The following is a 14834-nucleotide window of genomic DNA, read 5'->3' on the forward strand; positions in this document are numbered from 1 at the left end:
TCCTTCAACATATAGTTGTCCGACCTCTTACATCTTAACATTATCAAAAAATAAAAACGAGTACTAAATTAATTTGCACTTATTAATAAATTTTACACATTTCCTTATGAATATTTTTCTATAAAAAGAAAAAGGATTGGTTAAATTACAACCAACCCCAATTACATTAAGAAGATAAACGAATATTTTCGTCTGTTTGCAATGGCTCATCTAATACTCGTACAAATTGACCCTCATTGTAAGGATAGCCAGCCTTTGTTATTTTCACTTTTACAATCTTACCTACCATTTCTTCATTAGCAGGAAAAACAACCTTTAAATAATTGTCTGTGTACCCAACATACAATCCTTCATTTGTCTCTTCTTTAAATGTTTCTTCAGGAATAACCTCTAACACTTCATCTTCGAATTGAGAAGCATATTCTTTGGCTAATTGATCTGATAGTTCTATTAAACGATGAACTCGGTTATTTTTAATTTCTTCATCCACTTGATCATCCATTCGAGCAGCTGGGGTACCAGTCCGTTTAGAATACGGAAAAACATGAAGCTCAGAAAACTTATGCTCTTTAATGAAGTTAAAAGTTTCCAAAAATTCTTCCTCTGTTTCACCTGGGAATCCAACAATTACATCTGATGTAATCGCCAGACCTGGCAATGCTTCTTTTAAAAGCTTAATGCGGTCTGCGAAAAATTCCATTGTATACTTTCTACGCATACGTTTTAACACTGTATCTGATCCAGATTGAATCGGAATGTGTAAGTGACGAACAACTTTGCTTGAATTTTTCAGAACTTCTATCACTTCATCTGATATTTGGCTTGCTTCGATTGATGAAATCCGGATCCGTTTTAAACCTTCAACTTGCTCATCTAAGTCACGTAATAGCATGGCTAAGTTATAATCCTTTAGATCTTCACCGTATCCTCCTGTATGAATGCCTGTTAGTACAATTTCTTTGTAACCTGCATTCACTAGCTGCTGTGCTTGTGTAACAACCTCTTTAGGATCACGTGAACGCATTAAGCCACGTGCCCAAGGAATGATACAAAATGTGCAAAAGTTATTACAACCTTCTTGTATTTTTAAAGAAGCTCTTGTTCTATCTGTGAATGAAGGTACATCAAGCTCTTCATATACACGTGTTTTCATAATATTTCTTACACCGTTAATTGGTTGTCTTTCGTTTTTAAATTGCTCAATATATTCTAGCATCTTAACACGATCCTGTGTTCCTACAACAATATCAACACCAGGGATCGCCATAATTTCTGCAGGAGAAGTTTGGGCATAACAACCTGTAACACAGATTACACCATCCGGATTTTTACGGATTGCGCGACGAATAACTTGACGACTCTTTTTATCACCTGTATTTGTTACAGTACATGTATTAATCACATATACATCTGCGACTTTTTCATATTCTGTACGATCATAGCCAGCATCTTTGAAAAGCTGCCAAATCGCTTCTGTCTCATAATGATTTACTTTACAACCTAATGTATGAAATGCAACTGTAGGCATTATTCATCACCTCGATAATTCGAAATAATAAGAAACAGCTGATAATAAATATAATGGAGCTGTCTCTGTTCTTAATATTCTTGGACCAAAGCTACAAACGAGAAAACCTAGCTCTTCAAGCTTTGATACTTCTTGCTCTGTTAAGCCACCCTCAGGACCAAAAACAGCAAGTAAGGAGGATCCATCTGTTAGTTCATCAAATGCTTTTGCTAAATTCTTTTTCTCACCTTGCTTTGCCGATTCTTCATAAGCAACGATTTTCACATCGTAGTCATTCGCTATTTTCAATAGTTCGTTAAATTGGCATGGCTCAATGACTGTAGGGACTTTGTTACGATACGATTGTTCTGACGCTTCTTTTGCGATTTTTTGCCAGCGATCGAGCTTCTTTCCAATCTTTTTTTGTTCAAGTTTTACAATTGAACGGGCAGCATTAAAAGGGATAAATGAAGAAGCACCTAATTCGGTGCCCTTTTGAATAATCCATTCAAGTTTATCCCCTTTAGGCAACCCGCTCGCGATGGTAATAGTAACAGGAAGCTCACGGTTCACCGTCATCCATTCTAATATAAAACAATTCACTTGGTCATTGGTAATTTCAGCTATTTCACAATGTGCTTCGAATCCATCCTTTGTACAACATACAACCTTATCTCCTGACTGCATACGTAATACGCGTGATATATGATGTACATCATCACCTGTAATCTGTATATTAGATTCTATATGAGCCTTTTCTTCATCTACAAAATAACGTTGCAAAGCAGCCACCCCTATTAATGAATACAATTTGTAAACACAGGGGTCTGCCCCCCATTAGTTAAAGAAGACTACTTCTTCTTAGCAATAAATGCAACCCAATCTTCCATGACCATTGTTTCCTCTATCACAAAACCTGCGTTTTGAAGTGCTTCTTTTACTTCATTCTTTTTATTTTGGATAATACCAGATGTGATAAAAGTTCCATTTTCTTTTAAGACTTCATAAGCCTTGTCTATAAAGCGAACAATTATTTCAGCTAATATATTTGAAACAACCAGGTCTACAGGACCTTCTATACCATCTAAAAGATTGTTTTGTGAAACATTGACAACGTTTTGTACTTTGTTTAGTTTACAATTTAAACGGGCACTTTCGACTGCAACTTGGTCTAAATCAAGTGCTTGAATTTGATTAGCTCCCAGTAATCCAGCAGCAATACTTAAGACACCTGATCCTGTACCAACATCAATTACCTTATCATCTTTCTGAACAGTACGCTCTAACGCTTGAATACATAGTACTGTTGTTGGATGTGTACCTGTTCCAAATGCCATCCCTGGATCTAGCTCAATAATCAATTCATCTGAACTTACAGGCTCATAAATTTCCCATGTTGGAACAATTGTAAACTTCTCTGAAATTTTTACAGGATGGTAATATTTCTTCCAAGCTGTTGCCCATTCTTCTTCATTTACTTCACTAATCGTTACGTGATTTTTTCCTAAATCAATATCATACAGCAAGAGGCTGTTTATCGAAGCTTTTATCCCGTCAACTGTTTCACCTAGGAAGCTGTTGACCGGTAAATATGCTTTAACAATAACCCCTTCTTCTGGATAATCGGTTGGATCTAGTTGGTAGATTTCGCCTAGTACAGTACTCCGTTCCTTAACTAAATCAGCAATATCCTCAATGACTACACCGCTAGCCCCAGCCTCGTGTAATATATTTGAAATGGGTTCTACTGCTTCTTGTGTTGTGTGAATACTAAATTCTGACCACTTCATATCTACCAACTCCAATCCTCATACATTTGTTCATCTTTAATAGATTAGTTAATCACCTTTAAATGCCCGTTTTACTTTATCAAAAAAGCTATCTTCATGTTCATCAGGCTTTGCTCCACTAATTTCAGCAAATTCACGAAGTAGTTCCTTTTGTTTTTCAGTTAAGCTCGTTGGAGTCAATACACGTAAAATTACATATTGGTCACCTTGTCCATAACCTCTAACATTAGGAACACCTTTTCCAGTTAAACGGAATTTCTTACCAGTTTGCGTACCTGCTGGCACTTTTAATTTCACTTTACCATGTAGTGTAGGTACTTCAATTTCGTCTCCTAGTGCAGCTTGAGCAAAGGTTAAAGGCATATCACAGTATACATCATCGCCTTCTCTTTCAAAGAACTCATGCTCTCTTACGTGGAATACGACATATAAATCTCCAGGAGGTCCACCATTTACACCTGGTTCACCTTGTGCAGATACTCGCAATTGTTGACCATCATCGACACCAGCAGGAATTTTCACTTGAATCTTTTTACGCTTTTTCACTTTTCCAGTTCCACGACATGTTCCACACTTGTGCTTAATCATATTACCTGTGCCTTCACAGTGATTACAAACACGGCGATTTACAATTCGGCCAAATGGAGTATTTTGTTCTACATTTAATTGACCGCTACCACCACAATGTGTACATTTTTCAGGTTTAGTTCCTTTTTGCGCACCTGATCCATCACAGGTTTCACATGTTTCTTCTCTAGGAATTTCAATCGTCGTTTCTTTTCCAAAAACAGCTTCTTCAAAGTCTAATGTCATTGTATATTGTAAGTCCGCACCCTGTCTTGGTGCATTCGGATCACGTCTTCTAGTACCTCCGCCAAAGATTGAGCTAAAAATATCTTCAAAGCCAAATCCATCTCCACCGAAGCCAGCGCCGCCACCAAAGCCTTGATTTGGATCAGTATGTCCAAATTGATCATAGTGAGATTTCTTTTGTTCATCACTCAATGTTTCATAGGCTTCTTTTATTTCTTTGAATTTCTCGTTAGCATCTGCTTCTTTATTAATATCTGGATGGTATTGCTTTGAAAGCTTACGGTAAGCTTTTTTAATCTCATCTTTATTCGCGTTCTTACTTAACCCGAGTACTTCATAGTAATCACGCTTGCTCATAATTTTCTCACTCCCGATTTTCTCACATAAGGTAAATTGTATCACTCAAAAGAGAGGAAAAGCAACAAATTGTTGTTTCGAATGTTTTGTCGCATCTATCACTTATCACTCTTGTTATGTTCAAGTGAAAGAATTCTAGTGTTTTATCTAAAAAAAGCCAAAGTCAAGACACGCCTGACTTTGACTTTTCACCTTAATGTTCTATGTTTATTTTTTATCTTCGTCTTTTACTTCTTCAAATTCAGCATCAACTACGTCGTCGTCAGCTTTACCACTTGCTGCTTCTCCACCTTGCTGAGCTTGAGCTTGTTTAGCTGCTTCTTCGTAAAGTTTTACTGAAAGTTCTTGAACAATATTTTGTAGTTCATCTTTTTTCGCTTTGATTTCTTCTAAATCGTTTTTCTCAATCGCAGTTTTTAATGCTTCTTTTGCTTCATTTGCTTTTGTTACTTCTGCTTCGTCAACTTTTCCTTCAAGATCTTTTAATGTTTTTTCAGTTGTAAACACTAATTGATCTGCTTCATTGCGAAGTTCAACTTCTTCCTTACGTTGTTTATCAGCGTCAGCATTCTCTTCCGCTTCTCTTACCATGCGGTCGATTTCATCATCTGATAAACCTGTTGAAGATTTAATTGTGATTGTTTGCTCTTTGTTTGTACCTAAATCTTTTGCACGTACGTTTACAATACCATTTTTATCGATATCAAATGATACTTCAATTTGTGGTACACCACGTGGTGCCGGTGGAATGTCTGTTAATTGGAAACGACCTAATGTTTTATTGTCCGCTGCCATTGGACGCTCACCTTGTAAAACGTGAATGTCTACTGCTGTTTGGCTATCTGCAGCTGTTGAGAATACCTGTGATTTACTTGTTGGGATTGTAGTATTTCGTTCAATCAACTTTGTGAATACACTACCCATCGTTTCAATTCCTAATGATAGTGGAGTTACATCAAGTAGCACAACGTCTTTTACATCTCCAGTAATAACTCCACCTTGAATTGATGCACCAAGCGCAACTACTTCATCAGGGTTTACACCTTTATGTGGCTCCTTACCTAATGCTTTTTTGATTGCTTCTTGAACAGCTGGTATCCGAGTTGAACCACCAACAAGAATAACTTTATCGATTTCGCTAGCTGAAAGACCTGCATCACTAAGTGATTGGCGAACTGGCCCCATCGTTCTTTCAACTAAATCAGATGAAATCTCGTCAAATTTAGCACGTGATAAGCTTATTTCCAAGTGAAGTGGACCAGCTTCTCCAGCAGTTATAAATGGTAAAGATATTTGAGTTGATGTTACTCCTGAAAGATCCTTTTTCGCTTTTTCAGCAGCATCTTTTAAACGTTGTAACGCCATTTTATCCTTTGAAAGATCAATGCCGTTTTCCTTTTTGAATTCAGCAACTAAATAGTCGATGATTACTTGGTCAAAGTCGTCTCCACCTAGGCGGTTGTCACCAGCAGTTGAACGAACTTCAAATACGCCATCTCCAAGCTCGAGAACTGACACGTCAAACGTACCGCCCCCTAAGTCATAAACAAGAATCGTTTGATCTTCATCTGTTTTATCTAATCCGTAAGCTAAAGCTGCAGCAGTAGGCTCGTTGATGATACGTTCTACTTCTAAACCAGCAATTTTACCAGCATCTTTTGTTGCTTGGCGTTCAGCATCATTGAAATATGCAGGTACTGTGATAACTGCTTTTGTTACAGGTTCTCCTAGATATTCTTCTGCATAAGATTTTAAGTGTTGAAGAATGATTGCTGACATTTCTTGAGGTGTGTAGCTTTTGCCCTCTACTTCAACTTTGTAGTCAGTACCCATATGACGTTTGATAGAAATAATCGTATTTGGGTTTGTAATTGCTTGGCGTTTTGCCACTTCACCAACTTGACGTTCGCCGTTTTTAAAAGCTACAACAGAAGGAGTTGTACGGTTACCTTCTGGATTTGGGATCACTTTTGGTTCTCCGCCTTCTAAAACTGCGACACATGAGTTTGTTGTACCTAAGTCGATACCGATAATTTTACTCATAAAATAGGACCTCCTAATATGTAAGATAGAATGTTATTGATTTACTTTTACCATTGCAGGTCGAATTACTCGATCCTTAAGTTTATAACCCTTTTGAAGCTCTTCAACAACCGAATTGGATTCATAGTTCTCATCCTCGATCTGCATCACAGCTTGGTGTAAATGAGGATCAAACTGTTCACCTACCGAATTTATTGCTTCTACACCTTCATTTTTAAGAGCTTGAACTAATTGGTTATACACCATGTTCATGCCTTGTAGCAACGATTTTGTTTGATCGTTATCTGCTTCTATTTGTAATGCTCTTTCAAAGTTATCAAGAGCAGGTATGATTTCAGATACTAAACTTTGAGCACGATATTTTTGAGCTGCTTCTTGATCCAAGCGACTTCTTCTTTTAAAATTGTCAAAATCTGCTTGAGCACGAAGCATTTTGTTTTCGGTTTCGTCTAACTTCGCTTGTAATTCTGCGATTTTTTGTTCAGACTCATCACCAGCATCAGATGCATCTTCAATGATTACATCATCAGCATTAACAACCTCAACATCTGCGTCTGACTGTTCATTTTGTGGAGTATCTACTGCTTCTTCTTGTTCTGCAACGTTTTTTTCGTTTGACACAATGTTTCACCTCCTTAAAGGGATTGATCTATAAGAATTGTTTTGCGTTGATTTTTAAAACATAGGAATCGGGTGGAATTTACTATTCCACCCATAATCAATATAACCAAGCTTAAGATTGATGATACAAATCAGTAAGCGTTTTGGACAAATCACGTGTCATTCGTGTTAATAAACTTATAACACGTGAATACTCCATTCTTGTTGGGCCTAATACTGCAATCGTCCCTAATTGATTATCACCTAATGAATAAGTTGCTGTAATTAAACTGCAATTCTCCATCGCTATATTATCATTTTCTTTACCAATTTTTATCGAGATTCCTGTATGATTTGATTGTAATAAACCATACAATTCTTTCTCATGCTCAATCATTGTTAGCAATGATCTGATTCTTCCAATGTCAGCGAACTCAGGTTGACTTAACATATTGGTTTTTCCGCCGAAATAGATTTTTTCTCCTGAATTGAGTTTCAATGTACCCGCCATGACCTTTAACATCATATCATAATTTTGAATATGATCCTTTAGGACCGAAACAACTTCTTTAAAAATCTTATCCTGTAACTCTACAAGTGGTACTCCCGCTAATCTTTCATTTAAGATATTAACCATTTTTTCAATATCACTAGGATCAAGGGATCCTGGGAATGTAATGGTGCGATTTTCCACATGTCCAGTATTGGTCACGATTATTGCAACAGCAGTTTCATTGTTAATGGGGATAATTTGAATTCTCTTCAAGCGATTTTCATTCACCTTTGGACCAAGGACGATTGAAGTGTAATTAGTTAATTCTGACAAGATTTGTGCTGATTTTTGAACTACTTTTTCTAATTCAAAAATTCTTTCAGCATAAATCGATTTTATTTGACTAACCTCCGTCTTCGTTAGACGCTGTGGTGACAGAAGGTGGTCTACATAATAACGATATCCCTTTTCAGATGGGACACGTCCTGAAGAACTATGTGTTTTCTCGATAAAGCCAAGGTCCTCTAAGTCAGCCATATCGTTCCTTATTGTAGCTGAGCTAAACGTAATTTCGTCTTTTTTCGCTAATGTTCTCGAACCAACGGGCTGAGCTGAATGAATAAAATCATCAATAATTACTTGTAGAATCAACAATTGGCGATCTGTAAGCAACTATCATCACCTCTGTTAGCACTCTAAGAATGCGAGTGCTAAATATATATAAAAAGTTATCAAAACTAAAATAAATTGTCAATTGTTAAATCACTCTTAATATGCTTTTTTCTGGATGAAGAATGAAGTATTCACTTGTAATAAAACCACATTCAAGAAAGTCCAATGAATTCTTGAAATACTTCATTACCTAAAAGTTTACCTTTATGAGTAAGCCTTATTGATTGATCATCATTCACTATTAGGCCAAGCTTGGCCAGATTTTCAATTTGTTCTGGAAAGACATCAACCAATTGAACATTAAATTTTTTATTAAAAATACTTTTACTCACTCCAGCTTCTTTCCGAAGACCAAGGAACATTTCCTCTTCCATTTCTTCCTCTTTACTAACAATATTCTGACTATTGTATGCTTCACCAGTTTGTTCAATTTGCTCCATATATTTTTTTATGGGGCCGATATTTGATGTTCTTATTCCGTTCATATAACCATGTGCTCCTGCGCCAAAGCCATAATAATAATCATTGTTCCAGTAGGTAAGGTTATGATTACTTTCAAAGCCTGGAATCGCGTAATTACTTATTTCATATTGTCTAAATCCATGTTTCTCCATTTGTTCCATTGCAAGTTCATACATTTGTGCTTCTTGATCTTGTGGTGGTAATGATAATTTCCCCTTTTGCATCAAATTATAAAACACTGTTTTCGGCTCAACAATTAATGAATACGCTGAAAAATGTTTAACATTCAAGCTAAAGGCTATATTTAATGATTCATTAAAATCATTTACTGTCTGTCCAGGTAAGCCATACATTAGGTCAATGCTCATATTGTCAAATCCTACTTGCTCAGCTTGTTGTAACGTACGGAAAACATCTTCTCTTCGATGAACTCTTCCAATTCGCTCCAAAAGTTCATCATTAAAGCTTTGAACGCCAATACTCAAGCGGTTAACTCCAGCATTTTTTAACACTAACAGCTTGTCTAACGTAAGCTCCCCTGGATTTGCTTCTACTGCAAACTCAACAAGATCATTAGTTGGCAACAACTCTTTATGGATTCCTTCTAGCAATCGATCAAGCTGACTAACAGATAAAGCAGTTGGAGTCCCACCACCGATAAAAATCGTTTTAAGTGATACTTGCTTATTGTTCTGTACAGTATGGTGCATTTCTTTAACTAGCATCTCAATATATTCATCCACAGGTTGTTGCTTAAAAAACACCTTATTGAAATCACAATAATGACAGATATGGTGGCAAAACGGGATATGAATGTATGCTGATTGAATCATTATTTCACCCTCTAATTAAGAAGCCGCAGCAACGCTGCGGCATAGTTTCAAACAATTATTTTTATATCGAGCGTAAGCGCCCGTTTAGCGACGAATGAACTTAGTTCTCATCCATTCGTAATACAGCCATAAATGCTTCCTGTGGTACTTCTACAGAACCAACCATCTTCATCCGCTTTTTACCTTCTTTTTGCTTCTCTAACAATTTACGTTTACGTGAGATATCGCCACCGTAACATTTTGCAAGCACGTTTTTACGCATTGCTTTGATCGTTGATCTAGCAACAATTTTCTGTCCAATTGCTGCTTGAATCGGTACCTCAAACTGTTGGCGAGGAATCAATTCCTTCAGCTTTTCAACAATGATCTTACCACGATCATATGCAGAATCACGATGTACGATAAACGATAATGCATCTATTTTTTCTGCATTCAATAAAATATCCATTTTCACTAAAGTAGATTGTTTGTAACCAATTAACTCATAATCAAAGGATGCATAGCCTTTTGTATTGGATTTTAATTGATCGAAGAAATCATAAACAATTTCTGATAATGGGATTTCATAATTTATGTTCACTCGTATCTCGTCCAAGTATTGCATATCAAGGAAGATACCACGTTTTTTCTGACAAAGCTCCATTACAGCACCAACATAATCATTCGGGACCATAATAGCGGCTTTAACGTAAGGCTCTTCAACGTGATCAATTTTTTGTGGATCAGGCATGTTGGATGGATTATCAACTTTTAGTGATTCACCATCTGTTAAATGAACATCGTAAATTACACTTGGAGCTGTTGTAATTAAGTCAATTTTAAATTCCCGCTCGATGCGTTCCTGAATGATTTCCATGTGTAATAATCCTAAAAATCCACAACGGAAACCAAAGCCTAATGCTTGAGACGTTTCTGGCTCAAATTGTAGAGATGCATCGTTAAGCTCCAGCTTTTCAAGTGCTTCACGTAAATCATTGTATTTCGCTGTATCAATCGGATATAGACCACAGAAAACCATTGGATTAAGTTTACGATATCCTGGTAGCGCTTCTGTTGCTCTATTTTTCGCGTCAGTAATAGTATCACCAACACGAGTATCACCTACGTTTTTAATCGCAGCTGATAAGAAACCAACATCCCCAACATTTAATTCCTTGAGCTGGACGGGCTTTGGAGTGAATACCCCTAACTCTGTAACCTCAAATTCTTTACCCGTTGCCATCATTTTGATCTTTTGACCAACCTTAACCGTTCCTTCAACTACACGGATGTAGGCTACCACACCTCTGTAAGCATCATATATTGAGTCAAAAATAAGTGCTTTTAATGGGCCATCAGGGTCACCTTCTGGAGCAGGAACTTTCTCAACAACCTGCTCGAGGATCTCTTCAATCCCAATTCCTGCTTTAGCTGATGCTAATACGGCCTCTGAAGCATCCAGCCCAATAACCTCTTCGATTTCGTTTCTTACACGCTCAGGATCAGCACTTGGTAAATCAATTTTATTAATAACCGGTAATATTTCTAAATCATTATCAAGAGCTAAGTACACATTTGCAAGTGTTTGCGCTTCAATACCTTGAGCAGCATCGACAACTAAAACAGCACCTTCACAAGCAGCAAGACTTCGAGAAACTTCATAAGTAAAGTCAACATGCCCCGGAGTATCGATTAAATGAAACGTATAATCTTCCCCATCTTTTGCTCTATATTTTAATTGAACGGCATTTAGCTTAATTGTAATACCGCGTTCTCGTTCCAAATCCATTGAATCTAATAATTGGTTTTTCATCTCACGTTGTGTTAAAGCAGATGTTTTTTCTAAAATACGGTCTGCTAGAGTAGATTTACCGTGATCAATATGGGCAATGATCGAGAAATTACGAATTCTCGATTGTCTTATCAACTTTTCTTCTCTATTCATATAATGTCTTCACTCCTACATAGCTTACAAATACACTATTTCTCATTATAGCAATTGAGATTTCAACATTCAATGGATAAAAAATTAGCCACTATCATCTAGACATTATTTTGATTGAAATATTGATTACTCAAAGCAGTAATCATTCATTATGACATGGTTTTTTAAAAAGTAGAAAAGCTGACAGAATAAGCGTTATCTTTTGCATAAGATAACTTATTCTTATCAGCTTAATTTTCACCTTAAAAATCTATTTATCCACTCTGCAAATGATTCAACAAGAGTAGATATCCCATTACTTACAATTGACGCAAATTGTTTACCCACTTGAGAGAAGAAGTTAAATGCTTCAATTTGTTCTAGTTGTTCTTGTTTTTGTTGGAGGTCCTGACTTGTTACTTTATTTCCAAGGATAGATGCTTCAACATCACCTGTTTGTTCACTTTCAACTTGAAAAGCACCTTGTAGTTCAGGATCGTTATAGCCTTTCATTTTTAACATTCCCTGGTTTGCTTGCTGCATTCCGATTAGGACCCCAAACAGAAGGACTGAGCAAAGAACAAAGCATTTAAGCATGAATTTTACCATCTTGCTTCCCTCACAATTTGTTTACTTTTTTTCACTTGCTGGATTGCCATCTACCTTTTCAGCTTGCCAGAAGTATTCGCTAAAGACATCCGATACTGCTGCTACTGTGTTTTTGAGCTCCTCTAGATTATTGTCAACACCGCCAAATTCAAGAAGAAGAGCATTATTTGATAAATCCTGATTATAAACACCATTAACACCTTTGCCTTTTTGTTCAAAAATCCCTCGACTTAAACCTGGATATTTTTCATCCAATAATGCATGTAATTCCTTTGCAAGTTGCTCATTTTTTTCTGCGTTCGGATTATCTCCACCAATTACAAAAGCAATCTTTGCATAGGATTTACTATTAATATTTATAGTTGTTATACCTTTTCTTTGCGAATCACGATGAATGTCTATTAAATATTTAATATTTTGATTAGTAGCCATCGCACTTTCAACAATAGTTCTAGAGGCTTTATACGACTTTGCGTAATTCCAACCTTTTTGTTTAACATTCTGTTGTATATCAGTAGACTCGATTTGTGATCCAATACCTTCACTTAGTAATTCCTTACCTAAAAGTTCACTAACTATCGTGACATTAGCTTCAGAATGTATCGCACTATTTGGGTCAGTTTCTCCTTCTAAAAGAGGTAAATAAGATTCGGTATTATGTGTGTTATAAATATATACAACTTTTTTATCACCAGTCGTTAAAGTAGGAGGGGCTTTAGGCTCCTCACCACTTGGATTTACAACATCATTTTTATTAATGGATGCTTCCCTTTCTTGCTCTAATACTTCAGTCGGTGGCGGTGATTCATAGGGCATATTTGTATAGTTTGTCCCATTACCCGCAACAACGATTTCACTGTCATAAAGTGAAAATCCAGGCAATTCCCTGCCTAAAAGACTTCGTGGATCATCTGGGTTGATACTGGTAGCTACTTTGAACAAGATGGAAGATAATTTAATTGGTTCTGTTTGATCAGGAAGCGCAGAAATAAAAAATCGATTTTCGGCTCCTAATAATTGCAAGAATGCCTCACTATCAATATTTTTTGTTAGGTCATTTATTGACGAAGAGTTTAAGCGATATTCTGGTTTTAGTGATGTTAATACACCAGAAAGTAAAAAAGTCATTAAAAGGACAATGAAGCCTAGAACGATCCCTTTTTTTATGCTTGTCCCATTTAAAGTGACGATCAAATTACGACTAGTATTAGAACGCTTCATTTACATTAATCCTCCTTAAGCTTGTCTACTAATTTGTATGAACAAGAATAAGGAAGTAGAACCTTCTGTATGAAGGAAGAGTCGAACTCTGAAAATTCATCAGCAAAATTCGACTATTCCAATTAAGTATTTTAGGTTTTACATTATTGCAGACATGTTAGAGTGAAGATTATAAACCGTTTTACATTTTCATTTGTGGCTCAAATGGCATATTCGTTATTTTAGTGAGTATATGCTCCTGAATTACCTTGGTCGACCTGTTGGTGAAGAGCAGTATTTAATCCACTTGCAATAACATTTGCCATATCATCAATAAACGTATCAACCTCTTTTGGTGTAACCATTAAGTTATGGCCTAACGGTGAAAGTACCTCATGGATAAATTTACGCTTTTCATCATCCTCAAGCCCACCAACAACCCCTAAAAATTGTTTACGCTGCTCTTCACTAGGCATATCCTCATCTGTCAAAACACGTTTCTCCCCAAAACTCATTCCAGCTGGAGTAAGTGACCTAGAAGGTTTATCACCTTCTTTTATTTCTCTACCAAAGTGTTTTAAAATAAAATCTATCGTGTCACTCGTGATAGATACAGCATCGACAACTGTCGGTATCCCAATCGCAATAACCGGAATCCCAAAAGTTTCTTGACTTAAAGCTTTTCTCTTATTTCCGACTCCTGAACCTGGGTGGATTCCAGTGTCCGAAATTTGTATCGTAGTATTAACACGTTCGAGTGAACGCGCTGCTAATGCATCAATCGCAATTACGAAATCTGGCTTCGACTGTTCGATCACACCAGAAATAATATCGCTTGTTTCAATACCTGTAATTCCCATAACACCTGGTGCAATTGCACTAACTGGTCGGAACCCTTCTTCAACATTTTCAGGTTGCAATTTAAATAGATGCCTTGTAATTAATAAATTCTCAACTGCAAGTGGACCTAAGGCATCAGGAGTAACATTCCAGTTTCCTAATCCAACAACTAAACAACTTGCATCCTTTGGAATATTCAAATCAGTTAAAAACTGACTAAAATGTTTTGCAAAGACATCAACAACAATTTCTTGCAACTCTGAATCCTTTTGGCGAATCCCTTGAGTTTCTAAGGTAAGATATCTCCCTGGCTTTTTACCAACGATTTTTGATCCTTCATCCTTTATTTCTAAAAAAGAAATACCTATACCCTCTTCTTCCCATTCTTTCACAATCACACCAGCTATGTTACTTGAATCTTCAGTTGATTTACCCTTTGTTACTGTTTCAATCGCCATTGCTCTTGCTTCAACAGCTAAATCCGTCCGTACGGAATATTTACTTAAGTCTAAAGACTTTCCCATAAAAATACCTCCCAATTTGTTCCTACTAATTATGTTTGCCATTTATTCAAGGAAACATTCTTTAGAACTCTTTTTTGTAGGAAACCGAAAAACTTAAAGAGAGATTGTATGAAAATTCTAATTATAGATAGCATTTAGCGATAAAATGTATGCAAATGAAAAATATTTGAATAAATACATCGTTTCAA

12 protein-coding genes are annotated in these 14834 nt (G+C 36.4%); all 12 read right to left on the bottom strand.

The window, feature by feature from the left end; translation table 11 throughout:
* Positions 1–166: 166 nt before the first annotated feature.
* Complete coding sequence (gene mtaB, locus HUW50_RS01200; protein WP_066334656.1) at positions 167–1528, bottom strand: tRNA (N(6)-L-threonylcarbamoyladenosine(37)-C(2))-methylthiotransferase MtaB; 1362 nt, start codon at positions 1526–1528, stop codon at positions 167–169.
* Positions 1529–1534: 6 nt separating this feature from the next.
* The gene (locus tag HUW50_RS01205; RefSeq protein WP_066334649.1) at positions 1535–2290 is read right to left on the bottom strand and encodes a 16S rRNA (uracil(1498)-N(3))-methyltransferase; all 756 of its coding nucleotides are present in this window, start codon (positions 2288–2290) and stop codon (positions 1535–1537) included.
* Positions 2291–2358: 68 nt separating this feature from the next.
* Entirely contained in the window at positions 2359–3297 is a 939-nt protein-coding gene (prmA, locus tag HUW50_RS01210) for a 50S ribosomal protein L11 methyltransferase (protein ID WP_066334647.1), read from the bottom strand.
* Positions 3298–3345: 48 nt separating this feature from the next.
* The gene (dnaJ, locus tag HUW50_RS01215) at positions 3346–4467 is read right to left on the bottom strand and encodes a molecular chaperone DnaJ (protein ID WP_066334645.1); all 1122 of its coding nucleotides are present in this window, start codon (positions 4465–4467) and stop codon (positions 3346–3348) included.
* 207 nt (positions 4468–4674) lie between these two features.
* Positions 4675–6510, bottom strand: coding sequence for a molecular chaperone DnaK (dnaK, locus tag HUW50_RS01220; protein ID WP_066334642.1), 1836 nt, complete (start codon positions 6508–6510; stop codon positions 4675–4677).
* Between the two features lie 33 nt (positions 6511–6543).
* On the bottom strand, positions 6544–7134 hold the full coding sequence (gene grpE / locus HUW50_RS01225; protein ID WP_396652618.1) for a nucleotide exchange factor GrpE: 591 nt from the start codon (positions 7132–7134) through the stop codon (positions 6544–6546).
* A 109-nt stretch (positions 7135–7243) separates the two neighbouring features.
* Positions 7244–8275 (bottom strand): heat-inducible transcriptional repressor HrcA, encoded by a 1032-nt coding sequence (hrcA, locus tag HUW50_RS01230; protein WP_066334638.1) that lies wholly within the window; start codon positions 8273–8275, stop codon positions 7244–7246.
* A gap of 152 nt (positions 8276–8427) precedes the next feature.
* Positions 8428–9567, bottom strand: a complete 1140-nt coding sequence (gene hemW / locus HUW50_RS01235; RefSeq protein ID WP_066335481.1) for a radical SAM family heme chaperone HemW — start codon at positions 9565–9567, stop codon at positions 8428–8430.
* Between the two features lie 103 nt (positions 9568–9670).
* A complete protein-coding gene (lepA, locus tag HUW50_RS01240) occupies positions 9671–11494 on the bottom strand; it encodes a translation elongation factor 4 (RefSeq protein ID WP_066334636.1) in 1824 nt (607 codons plus the stop codon).
* Between the two features lie 237 nt (positions 11495–11731).
* Positions 11732–12082 (bottom strand): YqxA family protein, encoded by a 351-nt coding sequence (locus HUW50_RS01245; RefSeq protein WP_066334633.1) that lies wholly within the window; start codon positions 12080–12082, stop codon positions 11732–11734.
* A gap of 21 nt (positions 12083–12103) precedes the next feature.
* On the bottom strand, positions 12104–13303 hold the full coding sequence (gene spoIIP / locus HUW50_RS01250) for a stage II sporulation protein P (protein ID WP_185653637.1): 1200 nt from the start codon (positions 13301–13303) through the stop codon (positions 12104–12106).
* A 221-nt stretch (positions 13304–13524) separates the two neighbouring features.
* On the bottom strand, positions 13525–14646 hold the full coding sequence (gpr, locus tag HUW50_RS01255) for a GPR endopeptidase (RefSeq protein WP_185653638.1): 1122 nt from the start codon (positions 14644–14646) through the stop codon (positions 13525–13527).
* Positions 14647–14834: the final 188 nt, after the last annotated feature.

The sequence above is a fragment of the Metabacillus sp. KUDC1714 genome (assembly GCF_014217835.1).
Lineage (GTDB): Bacteria > Bacillota > Bacilli > Bacillales > Bacillaceae > Metabacillus > Metabacillus rhizosphaerae.